This window comes from Streptodolium elevatio (assembly GCF_040649515.1).
In the GTDB taxonomy this organism is placed as follows: Bacteria; Actinomycetota; Actinomycetes; order Streptomycetales; family Streptomycetaceae; genus Yinghuangia; species Yinghuangia elevatio.
Window position 1 is genome coordinate 15,863 of sequence record NZ_JBEZFP010000062.1, and the last position, 17,207, is coordinate 33,069.

At 73.8% G+C, this 17,207-nt stretch carries 16 protein-coding genes; 6 read left to right on the forward strand and 10 right to left on the reverse strand.

Features of this window, described 5'->3' with window-relative positions; all coding sequences use genetic code 11:
- Positions 1 to 105: 105 nt before the first annotated feature.
- Positions 106 to 1,371 (reverse strand): MFS transporter, encoded by a 1,266-nt coding sequence (locus AB0C36_RS23065; RefSeq protein WP_358356848.1) that lies wholly within the window; start codon positions 1,369 to 1,371, stop codon positions 106 to 108.
- 252 nt (positions 1,372 to 1,623) lie between these two features.
- On the opposite strand from AB0C36_RS23065, the gene AB0C36_RS23070 reads away from it, so the two are divergent.
- Positions 1,624 to 2,100: a carboxymuconolactone decarboxylase family protein gene (locus tag AB0C36_RS23070; protein WP_358356849.1), complete on the forward strand. Its 477-nt coding sequence runs from the start codon at positions 1,624 to 1,626 to the stop codon at positions 2,098 to 2,100.
- 174 nt (positions 2,101 to 2,274) lie between these two features.
- On the opposite strand, the gene merB is transcribed toward AB0C36_RS23070, so the two are convergent.
- A complete protein-coding gene (gene merB, locus AB0C36_RS23075) occupies positions 2,275 to 2,892 on the reverse strand; it encodes an organomercurial lyase (protein WP_358356851.1) in 618 nt (205 codons plus the stop codon).
- Positions 2,893 to 3,182: 290 nt separating this feature from the next.
- On the opposite strand from merB, the gene AB0C36_RS23080 reads away from it, so the two are divergent.
- Positions 3,183 to 3,941: a cobalt-precorrin-6A reductase gene (locus AB0C36_RS23080; RefSeq protein WP_358356853.1), complete on the forward strand. Its 759-nt coding sequence runs from the start codon at positions 3,183 to 3,185 to the stop codon at positions 3,939 to 3,941.
- 105 nt (positions 3,942 to 4,046) lie between these two features.
- On the opposite strand, the gene cobJ is transcribed toward AB0C36_RS23080, so the two are convergent.
- From cobJ to cobG, 3 genes are all read right to left on the reverse strand, one after another.
- Positions 4,047 to 5,537, reverse strand: coding sequence for a precorrin-3B C(17)-methyltransferase (gene cobJ, locus AB0C36_RS23085; protein WP_358356891.1), 1,491 nt, complete (start codon positions 5,535 to 5,537; stop codon positions 4,047 to 4,049).
- A 239-nt stretch (positions 5,538 to 5,776) separates the two neighbouring features.
- Positions 5,777 to 6,403: a precorrin-8X methylmutase gene (locus tag AB0C36_RS23090; RefSeq protein ID WP_358356855.1), complete on the reverse strand. Its 627-nt coding sequence runs from the start codon at positions 6,401 to 6,403 to the stop codon at positions 5,777 to 5,779.
- On the reverse strand, positions 6,388 to 7,821 hold the full coding sequence (gene cobG / locus AB0C36_RS23095) for a precorrin-3B synthase (protein WP_358356857.1): 1,434 nt from the start codon (positions 7,819 to 7,821) through the stop codon (positions 6,388 to 6,390). Before cobG ends, AB0C36_RS23090 begins: the two co-directional genes overlap by 16 nt.
- A gap of 76 nt (positions 7,822 to 7,897) precedes the next feature.
- On the opposite strand from cobG, the gene AB0C36_RS23100 reads away from it, so the two are divergent.
- Positions 7,898 to 8,392 (forward strand): Fur family transcriptional regulator, encoded by a 495-nt coding sequence (locus AB0C36_RS23100; RefSeq protein ID WP_358356858.1) that lies wholly within the window; start codon positions 7,898 to 7,900, stop codon positions 8,390 to 8,392.
- A 104-nt stretch (positions 8,393 to 8,496) separates the two neighbouring features.
- Here the strand turns inward: AB0C36_RS23100 and AB0C36_RS23105 are convergent, their stop codons facing one another.
- The 3 genes from AB0C36_RS23105 to AB0C36_RS23115 all read right to left on the reverse strand — a co-directional run bounded on the left by AB0C36_RS23105 (position 8,497) and on the right by AB0C36_RS23115 (position 11,995).
- Positions 8,497 to 10,047, reverse strand: a complete 1,551-nt coding sequence (locus AB0C36_RS23105; protein WP_358356859.1) for a hypothetical protein — start codon at positions 10,045 to 10,047, stop codon at positions 8,497 to 8,499.
- Positions 10,044 to 10,619, reverse strand: a complete 576-nt coding sequence (locus AB0C36_RS23110; RefSeq protein WP_358356861.1) for a SigE family RNA polymerase sigma factor — start codon at positions 10,617 to 10,619, stop codon at positions 10,044 to 10,046. Before AB0C36_RS23110 ends, AB0C36_RS23105 begins: the two co-directional genes overlap by 4 nt.
- A gap of 191 nt (positions 10,620 to 10,810) precedes the next feature.
- A complete protein-coding gene (locus AB0C36_RS23115) occupies positions 10,811 to 11,995 on the reverse strand; it encodes a serine hydrolase domain-containing protein (RefSeq protein WP_358356862.1) in 1,185 nt (394 codons plus the stop codon).
- A 287-nt stretch (positions 11,996 to 12,282) separates the two neighbouring features.
- Between AB0C36_RS23115 and tsaD the strand changes: the two genes are divergently transcribed.
- From tsaD to AB0C36_RS23130, 3 genes are read left to right on the forward strand one after another with little or no spacing between them, the layout of a single operon-like run.
- Positions 12,283 to 13,362 carry a tRNA (adenosine(37)-N6)-threonylcarbamoyltransferase complex transferase subunit TsaD gene (tsaD, locus tag AB0C36_RS23120; RefSeq protein WP_435839104.1) on the forward strand — a complete coding sequence of 360 codons (1,080 nt, stop codon included), beginning with the start codon at positions 12,283 to 12,285 and terminating at the stop codon, positions 13,360 to 13,362.
- Between the two features lie 37 nt (positions 13,363 to 13,399).
- Positions 13,400 to 14,380, forward strand: coding sequence for an aminoglycoside phosphotransferase family protein (locus tag AB0C36_RS23125; protein WP_358356864.1), 981 nt, complete (start codon positions 13,400 to 13,402; stop codon positions 14,378 to 14,380).
- Positions 14,377 to 14,922: a DUF1697 domain-containing protein gene (locus tag AB0C36_RS23130; protein ID WP_358356866.1), complete on the forward strand. Its 546-nt coding sequence runs from the start codon at positions 14,377 to 14,379 to the stop codon at positions 14,920 to 14,922. Before AB0C36_RS23125 ends, AB0C36_RS23130 begins: the two co-directional genes overlap by 4 nt.
- Positions 14,923 to 14,962: 40 nt before the next feature.
- Here AB0C36_RS23130 and AB0C36_RS23135 read toward each other — a convergent pair whose 3' ends face one another.
- Both AB0C36_RS23135 and AB0C36_RS23140 read right to left on the reverse strand, forming a co-directional pair.
- Positions 14,963 to 15,769 carry an SDR family NAD(P)-dependent oxidoreductase gene (locus AB0C36_RS23135; RefSeq protein WP_358356867.1) on the reverse strand — a complete coding sequence of 269 codons (807 nt, stop codon included), beginning with the start codon at positions 15,767 to 15,769 and terminating at the stop codon, positions 14,963 to 14,965.
- A gap of 474 nt (positions 15,770 to 16,243) precedes the next feature.
- Positions 16,244 to 17,041: a helix-turn-helix transcriptional regulator gene (locus AB0C36_RS23140; protein ID WP_358356869.1), complete on the reverse strand. Its 798-nt coding sequence runs from the start codon at positions 17,039 to 17,041 to the stop codon at positions 16,244 to 16,246.
- Positions 17,042 to 17,207 lie beyond the last annotated feature (166 nt).

A 17,207-nucleotide genomic window follows, 5' to 3' on the forward strand; every position in this document is an offset into this window, starting at 1 on the left:
CCCGGCCCGGCGCCGGATTCCTCACCGGCCGTCGCCCTGTAAACCGCCCGAGGTGCCGACTGGTCACCCTTGAAGGTGACAGGTCTTGCGACCACCGCCTGTGGATCAATCGCCTTTCGGCCCGGCGGAGAGCGCCACCGTCGCGGCCGTGGCCAGGCAGACGACGCCCGAGAGCACCATGACGGCGGACGCCGACGTGGCGTCGACGACGACACCGCCGAGCAAGGCGCCGCCGGCAAGGGTCGCCTGGAACGACGAGGTGAAGACCACCATGGCCGCCTCGGGCGCGTTCGGCGCCGAGCGCGCGAACCAGGTCTGCGACGCTGCCGGGACGGCGCCGTACGCGAACCCCCAGACGACCAGCAGCCCCACCGCTCCCGGCCACGACCGTCCGAGGACGGGGAACAGCAGCACGGCGGCGGCGATCCCGATCGCGGACACCGCGAACGTCGCGCGCGGTCCCCGGGCCAGCGTGGCGCCCGCGACGAAGTTGCCGGCGACCCCGGCGGCGCCGTAGAGGAGAAGGAACACGGTGATACGCGTGCCGTCCACGTGGGTGGTGTCGCGGAGGAACGCGGTGACGTACGTGTACGCGGCGAAGTGCCCGACCACGACCAGACCCGTCACCGCGAGGCCCGCCCGCACGCCGCGGGTCCGGAGCAGAGCCGCGAGCGTACGCGGCCTTGTCACCGTGCCGACCGGCAGCGCGGGCAGGGCCGTCGCGAGCAGGACGGCCACCGCCAGCGCGAGCGCCGCCAGGACCACGAACGCGGCGCGCCGACCCACGTGTTGGCCCAGCAGCGTGCCCGCGGGTACGCCGAGGACGGAGCCCGCCGGGACCGCCGCGAAGACCACCGCGGTGGCGGTCGCCACGGAGGCGGCGGGCACCAGCCGTGGCGCCAGTCCGGCGCCGATCGACCAGAAGCCGCCGATGACCAGGCCGACCAGCGCCCGGGCGACGAGCGCGACCCAGAACGCGGGGGCGCACGCCGTCAGCAGGTTCGCCAGGACGAGCAGGGCCATCAGCACGGTGAGCACGATCCGCCGGTCGACGCGGCCGACGGCGACCGCGACGAGGGGAGCGCACAGCGCGGCGAGCACTCCCGGCAGCGTCATGAGGAGACCCGCCCGGCCGTCGGAGACGCCGAAGTCGTCGGCGAGGCCGGTCAGCATGCCGATCGGCAGGATCTCGCTGGTGACGATGGTGAAGATGCCCAGCGCCACGCCGACGACGGCGGACCAGTGCGCGGGTGCGTCGGGGGCAGGGGTACGGCCGCCGCTGCCGGGCACCGAGCGGCCTTCGGTGTCGGGACCCGGGACGGGCGCAGGTTCGGGTAGGGGAGCAGGTACGGGGGATTTGGCGGTGGGCACGGTGCTTCTCCCGCTGGCTCGGCATCGGCTCGGCGCCGGATCGGACGCCGCCGGGTGGCGGCGGCAAGATCCAGTACAGCGGGCCGCGCACCCGATGACCGGCGGGAATCGGCCGTCACCGATGCAGCCCCGGCAAGCTTCGAAAGCGGCCGCCCGTGCGCTCCGAAGGCGGGGGGCCGGTCGATGTCACAGGGGTTGCGGCTGTCTCGTCTCGGGGGGTGTAGGCCACAACGACGACACAGGAGTTGCATCATGGACGCTCGACTCAACCTCTTCGGCAGCCCGGTCGTCGCGAAGATCATGAAGAATTTCATCGCCGCGGGCCACCTGCTCAGGGAGACGGATCTGCCGTACTCCACGCTGGAGCTGGTGAACATCCGGGCCAGCCAGATCAACGGCTGCGGCGTCTGCATCGACATCCACACCAAAGAGCTCGCACATGCGGGCGAGTCCGCGACGCGCATCAACCTGGTCGCGACCTGGCGCGAGTCCACCGTCTTCACCGAGGCCGAACGCGCGGCGCTGGAGCTTGCGGAGCAGGGCACGCGCATGGCCGACGCGGCCGGCGGAGTCACCGACGAAGTGTGGGAGAACGCCGCCAAGCACTACAGCGAGGCGCAACTCGCCGCGCTGGTCTGCGCGATCTCCGTCATCAACGCCTTCAACCGCGGGAACGTCATGGTCAAGCAGCCCGCAAACGGCGACTACAAGGTCGGCCAGCTGGGATGACCGCCCGCCGGCCGTATGTCGACGGCTGGGCGTCCGGACGATGCCCGCGCGCACCGCCGCCGGTGCCCGCGGACATCGCTCGGTGCCGGGTTCGGGGGCGGCGCCGGTGTGGGAGTCGGTGTGGCGTCGATCCGCTTGTCGCGCCTTCGGACTCCGCCGACCGGGCCGCCCCGGTCAGAAGAGTGCGGCCAGCCGCCGGGCCACCGTCCACGCCTCGGCGGCCGTGCACACGGCGAGGTCCGGGTCGGCTCCGGCGGCCGCCTCCGCGGCCTCCCGGCTGCCGTAGAAGTTGACGCGGTTGCAGAAGACTTCGCGGATCTCGCCGCCGGCGGCCGGGGCCAGCGTGACGTGGATGCCGGCCGGGTCGAGGTCCTTCAGCCCGTCCGGTGTGACGGTGAGGTGGACACGGTCGCCCGTCGCCGCGCAACGGGACGCGGCGGGCGACGAGTTGCCGAACACGATCGGGAACATCAGGACGTCCATCGCGCACCAGCCGTGGTAGCGCGTGCCGTTGATCTCGACCGTGTGCGCGGCACTCGGCAGCAGGGAGAGCCCCGCGCCCGCGATGTCGCCCTTGCCGTTGAGCTCCAGCCGGAAGCCCATGGCGTCGAAGCGGCGCAGGACGTCCTCGTCCGGCCAGCCGAGCACTGCCGCGGCGTCGCGTACCGGCAGCGGTCCCTCGCCCATGATCTGGCCGAGGACGGTGGCGCCGGCGGTCATGAGTTCGACTCCGGCCGGGGCGGACCACTTCGCGACGAGCGCATCGGCCAGTTGCTGGGCACGGGCGTCCACGGCGGCCTCCGGGACTCGGCGACTAGAGATAGTGGTTCCTCACTATATGTCAGCTTTATCGGCCTTCCCGGCGGGCGCGCGGGTGCGCGCGGAGTGCTTGGCGTGGTGCGCCGGTACGGCGCCCGCCCCGGGGGGCTTGGCGCGGCCCCCGGAGCGGGATGGTGGGATGGACGCGACACCGGCGCCGTCGCGGCACCGGGATCGGGATCGGGGATCGGCACAACGCGGGGATCAGGCGCCACGGCGGCGGTTGGCGCGGCCCCCGGCGCGGACAGGCAGGAGAACGGGCGGTGGCGGAGCGGCGGGTCGTCCTGATCCTCGGCGGTACGTCCGACGCGCGGCAGTTGGCGGCGCGCCTGGTGGCGCAGCCGCCGCCGGGCGGCGTACGCGTCGTCTCGTCCCTGGCCGGCCGCACGAAGGCGCCCGTTCTGCCGCCGGGTGAGACGAGGGTCGGCGGCTTCGGCGGTGCCCCGGGACTCGCCGCGTGGCTCCGCGAGCATCGTGCCGCCGCCGTCGTGGACGCGACGCATCCTTTCGCCGCGCGGATCTCCGCCAACGCCGTCGCGGCGTGCGCGGCGGCGGGCGTACCGCTGCTCAGACTCCAGCGGCCCGGCTGGACCGAGCGCGACGGCGACGACTGGCGGCGTGTCGGGTCGGCCGAGGAGGCCGCCGCGCTGCTGCCCGGCGTCGGGAGCCGGGTGTTCCTGACCACCGGGCGCATGGAGACCACGCCCTACGCCGGCCTCGACGACCTGTGGTTTCTGCTGCGCAGCGTGGAGCCGCCCGAGGACGCCGTCCCGCGCAACCTCGAACTCCTGCTCGCCCGCGGCCCCTTCACCGTCGAGGACGAGATCGCGCTGATGCGCCGGCACGCGATCGACGTCGTGGTCACCAAGGACAGCGGCGGCGGGCAGACCGCCGCCAAGCTCGACGCGGCGCGCGAACTGCGGCTGCCGGTCGTCGTGATCAGCCGTCCGGCGGTGGCCGCCGAGACGTGCGTGGCCTCGGTCGCCGAGGCGGAGCGGTGGGTCGCGCACGTCCTGGAGTGAGGCACCCCGCGGCCGCGTTGTTGCCTCGCGGTCCTGACTGTCCTGTGCCGTCAGACCTGTGCCGTCGGACCTGTGCGGTACGTGGGCAGGCGCCGTCCCGCGCGCTCAGGCCGGGTAGCGGCGCGGCGTGTAGACCCCGAGGCTTCCGTCCGGCCGCGGGTACGTCCGCGTCGTCGACGCGCCCACGATGAGCAGGGTCCGCATGTCGACCGTCTCCGGGTCGAGTTCGCCCAGCGGTACGATCCGCACCGCTTCGGTGGGGCCGCCCACGTCCCGCCCCACGACCACGGGCGTCGCGGGATCGCGGTACGCCAGGAACAGGTCCCGCGCGTCGGCCACTTGGTGCCGCCGTTCCTTCGACGCCGGGTTGTAGAGCGCGACCGCGAGGTCCGCACTCGCCGCGGCGGTCAGGCGGCGCGCGATCACGTCCCAGGGCTTGAGCCGGTCGGACAGGCTGATGACGCAGAAGTCGTGCCCCAGCGGCGCCCCGGCCCGGGAGGCGACCGCCTGCATGGCGGAGAGCCCGGGGACGACCCGCACGGGCACGGGGCTCTTGGTCTCGTCGGCGGCCTCCAGGACCGCGGACGCCATCGCGAAGACGCCCGCGTCACCGGACGACACGACCGCCACCCGCGCACCTGCCTCGGCGAGCGCCAGGGCGTGGCGCGCGCGTTCGGCCTCCACCCGGTTGTCGGTCATGTGCCGCCGCTGGCCGGGACGCGGCTGCACGCGGGCGACGTACGGGCCGTACCCCACCAGATCGTCGGCCGCCGCGAGAGCGGCGTGCGCCTCCGGGGTCAGCCACGCGGGCCCGGCCGGGCCGAGTCCCACCACGTCGACCGACCCGAGGACGCCGGTGGGGGCGGGCACCGCGTACTCCTCCGTGACGACCGTGTCCGGCGTGCGGTTGGTCGCGAACGGCGTGCCGGGGGAGGGCGACGGGGCGATGACGAGGGAGAAGTACGGGACCGATCCGGCGTCGACCTCCGACAACGGCGCGACGCGCTGCCGATCGGTGGTCGCCCGCTCGACGTACCACGCGCGCCCGGCGGCGTCGGCGTCCTCGAACGCCTCGCGCACGTGCCCGAAGTGCCGGCGCCCCAGCTTGATCACCGCCGCGGCGTCGGCGGTGCGCAGCCGTGCCGCGAGCACATCGGGCGGCAGCGTGCCCGGCAGGATGGTCAGCACCTCGTCGTGCTGCACGAGCGGTCGGCCCAGCACGGCCGATGCCCCGCTGACCGACGTGACACCCGGGACGACCTCGGCGCGATAGCGGTCGGCGAGGCGTTCGTGCCAGTACATGTACGAGCCGTAGAAGAAGGGGTCGCCCTCGCACAGCACGGCGACGTCGCGCCCGGCGTCCAGGTGCGCGGCGATCTCGGCCGCCGTGGAGTCGTAGAACTCGGCCAGCGCGCCGTCGTAGCCGCCCGGGTGGTCGGTCTCGCCGGTCGTGACCGGGTACTCCATCGGCAGCCGGATCTGCTCCGGGCGCAGGTACGGCGCCGCGATCGTGATCGCGACACCCGGGGCGCCCTTCTTTACGGGGTACGCGATCACCGGCGCGGAGGTGATCAGCCGGTGCGCCTTGAGCGTCATCAACTCGGGGTCGCCGGGGCCGAGTCCGACGCCATAGAGGCGGCCGGTGGGGGCGCCTGCGGCGGACGCGGCCGAGTCGGCGGCTTTTGCGTCGGCGTCGATGTCGACTGCGGGTGCGGCGGGGGAGGTGGATGCGAGCACGGCGTCAAGCGCGGCTTCGGTCACGGGGGGCTCCGGCGGGTGGCTCACAGGGACGGTCTCGGTGGTGGCTGACGACTAGTCGGGGGCGACGGCTGCGCTCACTCCCGCACGCTCGCCATCGCGTTGAGCGCCGCGGCGGCCATCGCACTGCCGCCGCGGCGTCCGTGCACCACCAAGTAGGGGATGTCTCCGGCGCGTTCGGCCAACGCACGCTTCGACTCGGCGGCGCCGATGAAGCCGACCGGCACCCCGACGATCGCGGCCGGCCGCGGGGCCCCCGCGTCCAGGAGTTCGAGCAGCCGGAAGAGCGTCGTGGGCGCGTTCCCGACCGCGACGACGGCTCCCTTGAGGTCGTCGCCCCACAGGTCCACCGCTGCGGCGCTGCGCGTCGTCCCCTGGTCTGACGCGAGTTGCGGTACGCGCGGGTCCGACAGCAGGCACTTGACCTCGTTGTCCGCGGGCAGGCGGGCGCGCGTCACACCGGACGCGACCATCTGCGCATCGCACAGGATCACCGCGCCGCCGCGCAGCGCCTCGCCGGCGGCGCGAACGACGTCGGGGTGGAACTCCACGTCGTCAGGGAGGTCGGTCATGCCGCAGGCGTGGATCATGCGTACGACGACGCGCGACACGTCGTCGGGGAACCGGGCGAGATCGGCCTCGGCGCGGATCGTCGCAAACGAACGCCGGTAGATCTCGGCGCCGTCCTTCAGCCAGTCGTCCACGAGGACCTCTCGAGGTGTGCGGGGTACGGGGGTTCGGAGCGGGTGGGCGATACGCCGGGCATCGTGGCCGCGTCGGCATCGGCGTCGGTCTCGGCATCGGTCTCGGCAAAGGCACCGTCGGCGAGCACGAGCGACGCGCCCGAGGGTCTGCCGCAGCCGCGCTCGCAGGCGGCGAAGTGCACGGCGGTCCCGTCGTCGTGGCTCCTCCGGGCGACGAAGTCGCGTGCCAGCGACCGCACATCGGCTCCTGCCCGGCGGCACTCGCCGAGCCCGCTGCACGCACTGACGCCGAGCCAAGGCGAACCGGGATCCGACGGCAGGCCGACCGCGTCGAGCGCCGCGACGACCTCGCGTACCCCGACCTCGCGTACTCCGACCTCGCGTCCCCCGACCTCGCGTCCCTCCACCTCGGGTACGTCGCCGACCACCACGCCACGCCACGGCGCGATGCGCAGCCGGAAGCCGTGCGCGCCGAATCCGGCCAGGACAGCCAGGTGAGCCTGGGTCAGGCGGCCCAGTGGTACGAGCGCGGAAATGCCGAGCCGCCCGTCCGCCTGCGGGAGGACACCGACCGCGACGCGCTTTTGTCGGGTCCGAGGAGCCGGGCCGCCGTGCGAGGCACCGTCCGACTCATGCGAGCGCACCGGGCCGCCGCCCAGGGCCGCGACCAACTCCTCTGCTCCGCCAGGGAGTTCCCGGACGTGCCAAGCCCCACTGGCCTCACTCGCCCGCACGAAGGCCCGGGCCGCCGCCGTCGCCAGAGTGACTGCCTCGTGGGGCGACGTGCCGTACAGCCCGGTGTCGACCCCCGCCACCCGCAACGCGACGACGCCTGGGGCCACCGCAACGAGGGCCACATCGTGCCGGGCGGTCGCGACCGGCAGCGTTCCGTCGTCCACGGCGAACTGGAAACGCCCTGACAGAGAGGCGAGTTCCGGATCCGCGCACAGTGCGGCGTCGAGCGAGGTGACCAACTCGTCGCCGTCGACCAGCGCACCGGGCGCCCGCCCCGCGAAGGGGCTCGCGACGATGTTCCGGACCCGGTCGTGCGTCGGCGAGGGCAGCAGGCCCGCCCGCGCGAGCCTTCGGCCCAGTTCGCCGACGCCGTCTGCCGAGAGGCCGCGTACCTGGACGTTCGCCCGCGCGGTCAGATCCACCGATCCGGTGCCCAACGTAGCCGCCACTGCGGCGAGTTCGGTGAGCTGCGCGGGAGAGATCCGGCCGCCGGGGAGGCGCACCCGGGCAACCAGGCCGTCATCCGCAGGCGCCGCGTCGACCGTGCCCGGGCACGCGTCGGCGCGCTGCCGTACCCGGCCCGGGACAACCCCGGATGCTCCAGTCGTCGTCGGAGAGCCGTCGGCCGGGGGCTCGATCGGCCGCGCGGCAGCGGCGCCCGGCGATCCCGCCATCGAGTCCATGCCGCCCTCCCCGCTTTCCGTCCGGTCCCCGGTCCCGGCGTCGTCCGTTCCGCACCCAGATGCGACACTGTTGCATATGGACCCCGCGGCGCCCCACCCCACCCCCTCCCACCCCGACCCGGTGGACGAGGCGGTACGCCGCATCCGCGCGCACGGGGAACGCGTCACCATCGCCCGGACCGCCGTGCTGCGCGTCCTCGCCGACACCGAGAGCTACTTGACGGCCGATCAGATCTTCGTACGCGTGAACCGCGCCGCCCCGGGCGTCCACCGCACCACCATCTACCGCGCGCTCGACGCACTGGAACGGCTGGGGCTGGTCGTCCAGACCAGGATGGGCCAGGACGCCGCCGCCTACCAACTGTCCGCGTCCCTACTCGGCGACGCCGAGCCGCGCCTGCACGTCGTCTGCCGCACCTGCGGCCGCGTCGACGAGGTCGCCGCCGACCTGCTCGCCGACGTGGCAAAGCGCCTGACCACCGAACACGGCTTCACACTCGACCCCACCGCAGTAGCCCTAACCGGCCACTGCGGCGCCTGCGCAGCCGTCCGCTCCCCGTTGACCCGTTGACCCGTTGACCCGTTGACGGCGGGCACGCACCGTTCCGCGGCGCGGCGATGGCCCTTGAGCCGGGCTCGGCACGGTTCCGTCGGGACAGTTGGTTCGGCCGCGCTTCAGTCGCGGAGGTTGAAGGGGTCGGTGTGGGTTTTGGCGCTGGGGGTGACCGAGGGGCGCCAGATGTCCTTCGCTTGGGCGACCTCGACCGTCACGCCGGCGACCGGGAGGTCCGGCCGGACGGGGAGGTCGGCGAAGCCGTCGGCGTCCAGGGTCCCGAGGCGGGGCGGCGATCCCGGCTGGTTCAGGCGTACTTCGGTGTCCGGAGCGGACGGTGCGGCCACGGTGACGCGGTCTTCCTTGATCCACGTCCACACCCGGTCCCGGACCATCGTGTCGGTGGAGCCGCCGGCTTCGTCGCCTGCCGCGACCGCGCCTGGGGCGACCGCGACCATGAGGCTGCGCAGCGGCGGCCCGTCGGGGACGGGGCGGTCCGCGACGAGGGCGACCAGGACGGCACCGCTCGGCAGGCGGACGGTCAGCAGGGTGTTGGCGTGGCCGTTCGTGCCGCGGCCGTAGGCGACTTCGTTGACGGCCAGGTCGCGGGCCGACACCCCGAGGGGCAACGCCAGCCGGGCCGCGAGCCATTCGATGACCGGGGCCGAGTCCGGGGTCGGCCCCGGGGGGAGGAAACTGGGGTCGTCGAGGTCGTGGCTGTCCTCGATCACCGGCTGTTCGGCGACCGTTCCGCCGCGCAGGAGGGCGATGCGGGCGGCGACGGCGCGTCCGGGGGCGGGGGTGAGCACCACGCCGTCGTCGGCACCGACGTCCACCCATGTCCGGGGTGCCGGTCCCCGGTTGTCGAACTGCGGGTGCCACGAGACCTTCGCGGCGTCCGCGCCGGGCGCCGACATGGCGAACAGCCACCAGCCGCCCGGGGTTTCGATCAGTCGCGACAGCGTCATGTCGGCATCCAGCGACTCGACCACGTTGCCGACGATCCGGAGATCCGCGATCGGTGTGCCGGTCGGGCCCGCCCATACGACGATGTCCGCACCCGCCGAAGCGCCGGGCCGGTTCACCGTGGCGCCGACCACGACGATGCGGCCGGCCGGGGTGTCGGCCGCGTACCAGACGGTCACGTCGAGCCAGGCGGCGTCGTCGGGCGAGCGCAGAACTCCTTTGCCCGTCGCGGAATCCGCGATCAGGCGGGCCCGCGCCGCGTCGAGCACGGCGGGGTCGCCGCGCAGTGATCCGCGGGTCGGCCAACGCATCGCGGACCGTACGGCGTCCGCGTCGAGCGCCCCGATCGCCGGATCGGGGGCGGGCGGAAACGCCGCCGTCGGTGCGGCAGTCGGCACGTCCGGGGGTGCCGTCGCACCCGGCGAAGGCGTGAGGGGCCCGGGGGCGGGCCGGGGAGCCAGGTCCGAAGGGTAGGGCAGCGGCTTCGCGGGTGCCTGCCCGTCCGTGTCCGACAACGCGGCGACCGCGCCTGCGGCGACCACCGTCGCGGCCACGCACGCCGCGCCGGCCGTCACCAGACGCCGCCGTCTGCGGTCCAGTCGCGCGCTCTCCCGCCTGATCGCCGCCAACGGGGCGTCCCCGAAAGGCATTTCGTCGGCCCGCTCGGAAAGCGCCGCGGCCAGCCTCCCTTCGGTCTCCGGGTTCATGGCAGCTCCGCATCCGGTCGGTGGGCCGCCGACGGTGCTGTGCCGTGGGGCCGACCCGCGTCGTACGTCTCGCCCAGCAGGCCGCGCAACCGCGCAAGGCCCTGCGACGTCTGGCTCTTGACGGTGCCGACCGCGCATTCCAGCGCGTCGGCGGTCTCGCGTTCGCTCAGGTGCTCGTAGAAGCGCAGGACGAGCACGGCCCGCATTCTGGGCGGCAGGCTGCGCAGCGCGCGCCACAGTTCGTCGCGCTGGTCGACGCGCGCGTATCCGTCCTCCGCGACGCCGTCCGGCGGCTGCGCGTCGGCGACCTCGCGGCGGTGCTTGCGGGCGTGGCGGACGGCCAGGTTGACGACGATGCGGTGGACGTACGCGTCGGGCGCGCCGCTCGCGCTGACCCGCTTCCAGTGCCGGTGCAGTCGGACGAACGCGCCCTGGGCGAGGTCCTCGGCAGTCGAGCGGTCGCCGCACACCAGGTAGGCGGTGCGTACGACGACCGGCCAGCGCCGCATCACGTACCCCGCGAAGTCGCCGTCCAGGGGCGGTGTGCCCCCGGCCCGCGCCGTGTCCGCCACGCTCGCCCCCTCAACCCTCACGGAGAAGACAGACCGAGCGTGGCGGAAAGGTTCAGTCGATCGGGAGGATGTGACCGGCGTCACACCGCTCTTCGGCGGACCCGCACGACGGCCGTACCTTGTGCCGTTGGCCGTTGGCCGTTGGCCGTTGTGCGGGTCGCGGTCCGCTGATGAGCAGGCACGGGCGGCCCCTACTTGCCGAGGCGCTTCGCCGCACGTACGACTGCCGCCGCCAGCTGGTCGTTCTCCGGCGCGCCGCCCGACGGCGGGAAGTGGAAGCGCCGCCGGGTGTATCCGTACGCGACCCCGCTCGCCGGGTCCGCGAACGCCTGCGACCCCGCCGCCCCGCTGTGCCCGAACGCCGTGCCGCCCAGGAACGGGTAGCGCAGGTGCGACGTCTCGAACCCCAGTCCGAAGTGGTCCTCCTCGCCGGTGACCAGATCCGTGCCCGGCGTGCGCAGACGCGAGAACTCGGCGATCGTCTCCGGTCGCAGCAGCGCCGCCCGGCCGTCCACGTCGCCGATCGCGGCCGCGTAGAACCGCGCCAGCCCGCGCGCGTTGCCGACGCCGCCCGCCGAGGTCGGGCCGAGCGCGCGCACCGAGCGCGTGTTCGCGAACGTCGCGAGATCCGTGGGCGGGGTGGCGTGCAAGTTGAACGCCACCGCGAGGTGGCTGTCCCGGGCCGGCGGGTTCGCCGCGAGTTGGGCGGCCACCTCCGGCGGCGGCGCCATCGGGCGGACGTCCTGGACGCGGGCCTCCTGGTCCTCCGGCAGCCCGATGTAGAAGTCGAGGCCGTAGGGCGCCCGTACGCGCTCCTCCCAGATCTCCTGGACGGATTGCCCCGTGGCGCGCCGCACGACCTCGCCGGTGAGCCCGCCGATGACGTAGGCGTGGTAGCCGTACCCCTTGCCCGGCTCCCAGAAGGGCTTCTGCCCCGCCAGCCGCGCCGCCACAATGCGGTCGTCGGCCAGTTCGTCGGTGCTGAAGCCGCCGTCGACGCCGATGACGCCGGACCGGTGGGCCAGCAGCTCACGCACCGTCAGTTCGCCCTTGCCCTCGGCGGCGAACTCGGGCCAGTACGAGGCCACCGTGCGGTTCAGGTCCAGCACACCGTCCTGCACGAGCATCGCGACCACCGTGAACGCCGCGCCCTTGGTGATGGAGAACACCGGGTGCAGCGAGTCGCCGCGCATGCCCTCGCCCGCCCACAGGTCGACCACCAGGCGGTCGCCGACGTACGCGGCCAACTGCGAGCCGGGCTCGTTGTACTCGGCGGCCACGAACGCCTCGAACTCGGTACGCACCTCCTCGAAGCCGTCCGCGACGTGGCCGTGCACCTGGCGGTCGTCGGCCGCGGTCTGCGTCTGCTGCTGCATGGTCCCCTCCGGGGGATCGGGCCCGACGGTGCCGGGCCTGTGGGATGGGCGGTTCTGGCTACGTGTGCGGCCAACCCGACTCCGCCCGGTCCGGATTCCGGATGACGGTGGTATCGCCGATCCCACCCACGCTGACCTGCGCGGACGCCGGATCGCGTGTTCGGCGACTAGCATCGTCCCGGCGGCCGGGCGACAGTACCGGCAGGCAACCGGAGCGAACGGCCTCGGGCAGGCAGCACGCATAGGGCAGGCAAGCGGCAGGCAGCGGCAGGCCGGCGGCGGAAGGCATGGTGGCAGCGGTGGGTCCGGTGGTCCTCGGGATCGAGACGTCCTGCGACGAAACCGGCGTGGGCCTGGTCCGGGACGGCGTCGTCCTCGGTCAGGCGGTCGCGTCGAGCATGGACGAGCACGCGCGCTTCGGCGGTGTCGTGCCCGAGATCGCGGCACGAGCACACCTGCACTCGGTCACCCCGGTGGTCCGGGCGGCACTGGACGACGCGGGGCTCACGCTGGCCGACGTCGGCGCGGTCGCCGTCACCGCGGGCCCCGGGCTGGCGACGGCGCTCCAGGTCGGTGTCGCGGCGGCCAAGGCGTACGCGGTCGCGCTCGACGTGCCGCTGTACGGCGTGCACCACCTTGCCGGCCACGTCGCCGCCGCGACCCTTGACGGCGAACCGCTGCCGAACCCGTCGGTCGTGCTCATCGTCTCCGGCGGCCACACCTCCCTCCTCTACGTCCGCGACCTGGCCGTCGACCCCATCGAGCACCTCGGCGACAGCGTGGACGACGCCGCGGGGGAGTGCTTCGACAAGGCCGCGCGCGTGCTCGGCCTGCCCTACCCGGGCGGTCCCAACGTCGACCGCGCCGCACGCGACGGCGACGCGCGGGCCGTGCGGTTCCCGCGTCCGATGACCGGGCCGCGCGACGACCCGTTCGGGTTCTCCTTCTCCGGCCTCAAGACCGCCGCGGCCCGCTGGGTGGAGGGGGAGCGCCGGGCCGGACGCGACCCCAACGTCGCCGACGCCGCGGCCTCGCTCCAGGAGGCGATCGCCGACGTGCTGACGCGCAAGGCGGTCGCGGCGTGCCGGGCCCGCGGCGTGGCGACCCTTGTCGTGGTCGGCGGCGTCGCGGCGAACTCGCGGGTGCGGGCCATGGCCGAGGAGCGCTGCGCGGAAGCGGGCATCACCCTGCGCGTACCGCCGCTGCGGCTGTGCACCGACAACGGCGCGATGACGGCGGCCGTGGGCGATCTGCTGATCCGGGCGGGCCGTCCGCCCGCGTCGCTCGACCTGACCATCGACCCGTCCGCACCGCTGATGGACGCCCTGCTGCAACCGCGTCCGGCCGAACTGCCCGCGGCGGTCTGAGCGGGCGTACGGGGACCACGAACGGGGGCCGACCGGGATGCGGGCGGACTGGAAGCCGGACCGCGCGTTCAGGCGCTTCGTCAGCGGCGCGCACGGCGCCGCGGGACGTGCCTGGCTCGCCGAACTGCCGGAGTTGGTCGAGGCGTACGCCGCACGCCGCGCACTCACGGTCGGTGATCCCTACCCCCTGTCCTACAACTTCGTCGTCCCGGTGGACGGGCCGGAGGGCGCGGCCGTCCTGAAGATCGCTCCGCCCGGCACCGGCCACCTCGCGGCAGAGGCGGCCGTCCTGCGCGCCTGGGACGGCCAAGGTGCGGTGCGCGTATACGACTTCGACCCGGATCTCAACGCCTACCTCATGGAGCGCGCCGAGCCCGGTACGCCGCTCGCGGCCGACGTGACAGCGTCCGGTACGGCGGCGGCCGACGACGAGGCGACCGGCGTCCTGGCCGCGACCATGCGCGCGTTGTGGCGGCCCGTGCCACCCGGGCTCGAGGTCCCCGACATCGCCGCACACGCCCAGCACTTCGCCTGGTATCGCGCCGAGTTCGGCAGCGGTGGCCCGCTCGGCGACGGCCTGGTGGACCGCGCGGCGGAGGTGTTCGACGTCCTGGTCGCGACGTCCGGAACCCGGGTGCTCCTGCACGGCGACCTGCACCACGACAACGTCCTGCGCGCCCGACGCGCCGACGGCCCGGCGTGGCTGGCCGTCGATCCGCACGGCGCGGTGGGCGACCCGGGCTTCGACACCGCGCAACTGCTGTGGAACCCGGGAGACTTCCTCGCCGGATCCCTGGGCTGTACGGCAGGCCGGGCGCTCGACGCGCGCCTGGACCGCCTCGCCGCGGACCTCGACGGCACGGTCCCCGGCGCCGACCTCGGCCGCGAGCGGCTCACCGCCTGGGCGTTCGCGAAGGCGGTCCTTTCCGAGGTGTGGATGGTCCAGGACTTCGGCCGCCCCGGCGACTCGGCCTTCACTGTCGCCCGACTCCTCGACCCCAAGGACGCGCTCACATGACCACCCGGACCACCCGGTACATCGCACTGCTGCGCGGCATCAATGTCGGCGGCCACAACAAGGTCCCGATGGCCGAACTCCGGGCCCTCCTCGCCGACATCGGCTATGCGGACGCCAAGACGCTGCTGCAGAGCGGCAATGCGGTCTTCACCGCGCCCGCCACGGCGACGGCCAAGGTCGCCAAGGCCGTGGAAACCACACTGGCCGCGAAGTACGGCACCGACATCGCCGTCATGGTCCGCACCGCGGACGAGATCCGCGCCGCCGTCGACGCGAACCCCCTCGACGTGGGCCACCCTTCGAAGTTCCTCGTGGTGTTCTACGCCGACCCCGTCGACCGCACCAAGCTCGAAGGCTTCGACGCGAGCGCCCACGCCCCCGAGGAAATGGCCCTTTCCGAACGGGAGATCTACTACAACTTCCCCGAAGGCATGCGCGACGCCAAGCTTCCGATCGTCGTCGAACGCAAGCTCAAGGTCCGCGGCACCGGCCGCAATTGGGCCACCGTCACCAAACTCCTCGCCCTCGCGGAAGAGGAGTGAGAGTTCGGGCACTGGGTGAACGGTGCGGGCGCGGCCGTCCTCAGCGGGTGGGGGCGTTGAAGCCCCCGTCGGGGTAGAGGATCGAGCCGGTGAAGTACGACGACTCGTCACAGGCGAGGAAGAGCACGGTGTCGGCGACCTCGCGGGGCTGCCCGAAGCGGCCCATGAGGGTGCGGCCGGTGACGCCCGCGGCGGCGGCCTCGTCGGCGCGGGTCGCGGCGGTCATCGGGGTTTCGATGAAGCCGGGGCCGACGGCGTTGACGCGGATGCCGTGCGGGGCGAGTTCGACCGCGAGGGACTTGGTGAGCATCCACGCGCCGGCCTTGGACACGGCGTACGGGGTGCTGTTGCCGCTGGTCCACACCGAGCAGATCGACGCGATGTTCACGATCGACCCGCCCTGACCTGCGGCGATCATCTGCCGGGCCACGGCGCGGTCCGTGTACATCAGGCCGTTGAGGTTGACGTCGACCACCCTGTGCCAGGTGTCGGTCGACCACAGCAGTCCCGCGTCGGTGCCGTCGTGCTCCTGCTCGCCGGCGCCGACGGCGGCGCTGCTGACCCCGGCCGCCGCGACCAGGACGTCGATACGTCCCCACCGCTCGACCGCGTCGCGCGCGAGTTCCTCGCACCGCTCGGCGTCGGTCACATCCACCGCGAACGCGCTCGCCGCCCCGCCGGCCGCGGTGACCTCCCCCGCGACCGCGGCGGCGCGTTCCCCGTCCAGATCGGCCACGACGACCGCGGCGGCGCCTTCCTCCGACAGCCGCAGCGCCGACGCCCGCCCCAACCCACTGGCGCCCCCGGTCACCACCACGACCTTGCCGTCCATCCGCCGTGCCGCCACCACACCTCCAGGCCGTCCTGCCGCACCGACGATCCGCCGGGGCCGCCCCCACCGTAGAACTGACGCAACGTCAGGTCAACGTATGATGACAAAACTCGCAGGTCACACGCCCTTGGCGTCGCCTCCGCACGGCCCGGTCGAGAATCCGCCAGAAGACCGAGGCGACCCCGGCGCCGCCGCCATCGCGCCCGGGAACAACTCGTGCCGTACCGCGGCCGCCCGGATCTTCGGTGCGGGATGGGTGCGACTGGTCAGGCGGGGTGGGCACGGGGGGCGAGTATGGCGCCCCGGGGTGCGGTGCGGAAGGCCAACGGCTCGATGGCTCCGTCCGCATCGGCGACGCGTTCGGTCCGGGCCCTCGCCGGAGCCGGTCCCAGGCCCGGCCCCGGCTCCCGGCCACGGCCCCGCCGATCACGGTGCTCTCCCGTCCTCTTGTTTCCGAACTTCGGGGGCCGCCGTCACCCGCTCGTCGGGTCACGGGTGTTCGTCGGGCGGATCGCCGTGGAGGTAGCGGCCGGGGGAGGTGCCGACGGTTCGGCGGAACGCGGCGAGGAAGGCGCTGGGGGTGGCGTACCCGACGGCGTGCGCGACGCGGGACACCGGCAGGCCCTCGGCGAGCAGGGGGAGGGCGGCGCGCAGGCGTACGCGGGTGCGCCAGCGGTCGAAGCTCATGCCGGTGTCCTGCACGAACAGCCGGGTGAGCGTACGCCTGCTCACTCCGACGGCACGCGCGTGCGCCTCGAGGCCGCGGGCGTCGGCGGGGTCGGCGAGCAGTGCGTCCGCCACCTCGCGTACGCGGTCGTCGGCGGGGAGCGGCACGTCGATCGGCGTCGACGGCAGCGGCCGCAGCAGGTCCGGCACCACCGCCTCGGCCCGCAGCCGGACGTCGTCGGCGAGGTCGTCCCGGTTGAGGTACGCGATGAGGTGCGCGAGCAGCCCGTCCACCGCGACGGGGGTGGGTTCCGTCCAGTCCAGGACACAGCGGGCAGGGTCGATGTAGAGGCTCGACAGCACCGCGTCGCGCGTCGCGCCCGTCCGGTGCACGACTCCGGCGGGCACCCACAGCGCCAGCGTGGGCGGCAGCACCCAGTATGCGTCGTCGACCGCGACACCCAGGACTCCGCTGCGCGTCCACGCCAACTGGTGGTGCGTGTGGCTGTGCGCGGCGATCCAGTCCCCGGACGTCAGCGGGAAGTTCCCGACGACGATGGCGCCCACGCCCGGTGGCACCGTGTCCGCGTTCAGCGCCTCCAACTCCCGCACGACCTTCATGGCCGCAAGGCTATGTCCTCAACGCGCTATCACGTGGCCCGGTAGCGGATCGCGGACACGGTGGGTGCCGCCTAGCGTCGTCGTATGCCCATTGATCCTCCGGGCGCGGCAGCTTCGTCCGCCGCGACCGTACCGTCCGTTGCCCCCTCCACCCCTCGGCAAGGCC